This is a genomic window from Variovorax ureilyticus (assembly GCF_037889935.1).
Lineage (GTDB): Bacteria > Pseudomonadota > Gammaproteobacteria > Burkholderiales > Burkholderiaceae_C > Variovorax > Variovorax ureilyticus.
In genome coordinates this window covers 1-3073 of the sequence record NZ_JBBKZU010000042.1, presented here as the reverse complement: position 1 = coordinate 3073, position 3073 = coordinate 1, and the positions used below count along the sequence as shown (strand labels likewise).

Below are 3073 nucleotides of genomic sequence, written 5' to 3'. Positions count from 1 at the left end.
GTGAGCGTCCAGCGATCCCACCTTGCGCCTGACGCAGCGGCTCCCGAGGATGGCGTCCACCTAAATTTGGCGGACGCCTATGCATCCCAATACTTCCAATCGCCGAGTCCACAGTGCCGAGTTCAAGGCCCGCATCCTGGCCGAGTGCCGGCAGCCCGGCGCGTCAGTCTCGGCCGTGGCCATTGCGCACGGCCTGAACACCAACGTCGTGCGCAAGTGGCTCACGGGCCATGGGCTCAAGCGCATGGGCGCCGCGGCGCCTGCGGCCGGTGGCACTGCGCCTGTCCTGCAGTTCGTCCCTGTGGAGTTGCCGCAGCCCGCGCCGATCGCCGCTCCTGCACCGCAGCCCGACATCCGCATCGAACTTCAGCGCGGCGGTCTGCACGTGAAGCTCCAGTGCGCTGCCAGCGCAGGCGCGCTGTACGCTGCGCAGTTGCGCGCCCTGGCCGATGCGCTGTGCGCGCCGCCTGAGGAGCCGGCCCGTTGATCCGCATCGACACGCTGTGGCTATGCACCCAGCCGCAGGACATGCGCGCTGGCGCTGACCGGTTGCTCAACATCGTCGTCAACACCGTCGGCTCGGCGCGTGCGCACCATGGCTACCTCTTCGCCAACCTGCGCGCCACGCGCATCAAACTGCTCGTGCACGATGGCTTCGGTGTGTGGTGCGCCACGCGCCGCCTGCACGCGGGACGCTTCGTATGGCTGGAGCGTTTGCCAGGGCAACTGCCGGCTGCAACGCTGCAACTGAGCGCGCAGCAATTCGAAGCTCTCGCGGTCGGCCTGCCGTGGCAGCGCCTGGGCGAACTCAGCGTCATCAGCCGATCATGAGGGCGCCGACAGCCCAGCGCCACCGTTGACATCGCATCTGCCGATGCGCAGCGCGTCCCCACTCGTGCAACATGCCGAACATGCTCGGCGACACCGCTGCTCCTCGTATCGACATGGCGCAACTTCCGCCGGAAGCGGCCGCGCTGATCACGCGGTTGCAGCAGAAGGTGCAGGCCCAGGCTCGCGAGATCGCCTGGCGCGACGCCAAGCTGGAGAAGATCAACTTCGAGCTCGCCCGTCTCAAGCGCTGGAAGTTCGGCGCCAAGACCGAGTCCATGACGGCCCAGCAGCGCGCCCTGTTCCAAGACACGCTGGCGGAGGACGAGGCCAGCCTGCAGGCACAACTGGCCGAATTGCAGCGCGGCCTGCCTGAGGTGCCCAAGACTGCGAAGGCACCCCCTCGTCAGCCGCGTCGCCAGGCACTGCCCGAGCACCTGGAGCGCGTCGAGCATCGCCACGAGCCCCAGGACACGAACTGCCCGAACGTTGAGTGCGGCCGGCCCATGCACCGCATCGGCGAGGACGTCAGCGAGAAGCTGGACATCGTCCCGGCCAAGTTCTTCGTGCACAGGCACATCTACGGCAAGTGGGCCTGCCGGTGCTGCCAGCAGATCCGCCAGGAGCCGGCCGAGCCGGACGTGGTGGACGGCGGCATCCCCGCCAGCGGGCTGGTGGCGCACACGCTGATCAGCCGCTTCGTGGACCACCTGCCGTACTACCGGCAGGAGCCGATCAACGCACGCTCGGGCGTGCACACGCCGCGCTCGACGCTGGCCGCCTGGAGCGGCGCCGGCGGCGCCAAGCTCGAGCCGCTGTACGAGGCGCACCGGCGCTTCATCCTCAGCTGCCGGGTGCTGCACGCCGATGAGACCCCGGTGCCGCTGCTGGACCCGGGATCGGGCAAGACGAAGAAGGCCTACGTCTGGGCCTGGGCTCGCAGCCACCATGACCCGTACCCAGGCGTGATCTACGAGTTCTGTCTGGGCCGAGGATCGCAGTACCCGGTGGCCTTCCTCGGCGGCAAGGGCCCGCCATGCTCAGAGCCGCCGTGGAATGGCACCTTGATCACCGACCAGTACGCTGGCTACAACGCCGTGTTGGACGCCAAGGTCTACCCGCAGCGCAACTCGGCGCTGTGCGCAGCGCATGCCAGGCGGTACTTCGAGGAGCTCAGTCGCGGGGGACATGCTGCCAGCGTGGTGGCCACCCAGGCGCTGCAGCGCTGGGCGCGGATCTACCACGCCGAGGCCGCCTTCGCGCAGATGGATGACGTCCAGCGCTGCCAGGCCCGGCAGCAATTGAGCAAGCCCCTGTGGGATGAGTTCGAGGTGTGGCTCAAGGTGCAGCGCACGCAGGTGCTCGATGGCAGCAAGATTGCCGAGGCGATCGACTACAGCCTCAACGCCTGGAAGGCGCTGACGCTGCACATCGACGACGGCGCGGTGGTCATCGACAACAACCTGATCGAGCGGCAGATCAAGCCGTGGAAACTCGGCGCGAAGAACTGGCTGTTCGTGGGCAGCGAAATGGCCGGCCAGCGCGCAGCGGTGGTGATGAGCCTGGTGCAGTCCGCCAAGCTCAACGGCCTGGATCCGTGGGCGTACCTGCGCGACGTGCTGGCGCGCATCCACGCGCATCCCAGCCATCGGCTGGATGAACTGCTGCCGCATCGTTGGCGGCCGAGTTGACGAAGATGGGCGTGATCACGCAGGCCGTGATGGTCCAGGCGGCCATCGACGTCAACAGCCTGGACCAGGCTCAGAAGGTGCGCCTGGCCGACGAGATCTTCGTTCAGCAGCCCAACATGCTCGCCTCGGTCCTCGCGCTGTCGCGCATGGGAGTGAGCATGGTGGAGATGGAGGTGCCGCTGCACATCCTGTTCGTGACGTTCCAGGCGATGAAGCGCAGCGGCCATACGTGGCCGATCGTCTCGGAGGACTTGCAGGAGACGTGCATGCAGCGCTTGACAGCCCGCGCCCGCTTCAATGAGGGATTGCCGGGCGAGCTGGCCGATCAGGTCGTGCAGCAGTTCTGCGACGAGCATCCCGAGCGCTACCTGCTCGCGTTCGTCTACGGATACCTCGGCGACCACGAGTTGCTGCGTGTGCGCACCGACGCGGAGAAGTACCTGCTGCTGGCCGCTCTCAACCTCGTCGAGTGTGTCGCCTTCGTTGGATCCGCGACCGCACCTTGACGATCACGAGCTCCGAGCCGGGTCAAGGTGGATCGGCTGGACGCTCAC

The 3073-nt window shown here is 67.4% G+C and carries 4 protein-coding genes; all 4 read left to right on the top strand.

Annotation, left to right across the window (positions count from 1 at the left end):
* Positions 1 to 79: 79 nt before the first annotated feature.
* The 4 genes from tnpA to WKW77_RS34835 all read left to right on the top strand — a co-directional run bounded on the left by tnpA (position 80) and on the right by WKW77_RS34835 (position 3025).
* Positions 80 to 487 carry an IS66-like element accessory protein TnpA gene (gene tnpA / locus WKW77_RS34850; RefSeq protein WP_340361451.1) on the top strand — a complete coding sequence of 136 codons (408 nt, stop codon included), beginning with the start codon at positions 80 to 82 and terminating at the stop codon, positions 485 to 487.
* The gene (tnpB, locus tag WKW77_RS34845; protein WP_340361450.1) at positions 484 to 831 is read left to right on the top strand and encodes an IS66 family insertion sequence element accessory protein TnpB; all 348 of its coding nucleotides are present in this window, start codon (positions 484 to 486) and stop codon (positions 829 to 831) included. The genes tnpA and tnpB overlap by 4 nt, the downstream gene beginning before the upstream one ends.
* Positions 832 to 902: 71 nt before the next feature.
* Positions 903 to 2519 (top strand): IS66 family transposase, encoded by a 1617-nt coding sequence (gene tnpC, locus WKW77_RS34840; RefSeq protein ID WP_340361449.1) that lies wholly within the window; start codon positions 903 to 905, stop codon positions 2517 to 2519.
* A 5-nt stretch (positions 2520 to 2524) separates the two neighbouring features.
* Positions 2525 to 3025, top strand: coding sequence for a hypothetical protein (locus WKW77_RS34835; RefSeq protein WP_340361448.1), 501 nt, complete (start codon positions 2525 to 2527; stop codon positions 3023 to 3025).
* Positions 3026 to 3073 lie beyond the last annotated feature (48 nt).

Coding starts and splice junctions, on each gene's coding strand:
- WKW77_RS34835 (WP_340361448.1), top strand. CDS start 2,525: ATGGGCGTGATCACGCAGGCCGTGATGGTCCAGGCGGCCATCGACGTC.
- tnpC (WP_340361449.1), top strand. CDS start 903: ATGCCGAACATGCTCGGCGACACCGCTGCTCCTCGTATCGACATGGCG.
- tnpA (WP_340361451.1), top strand. CDS start 80: ATGCATCCCAATACTTCCAATCGCCGAGTCCACAGTGCCGAGTTCAAG.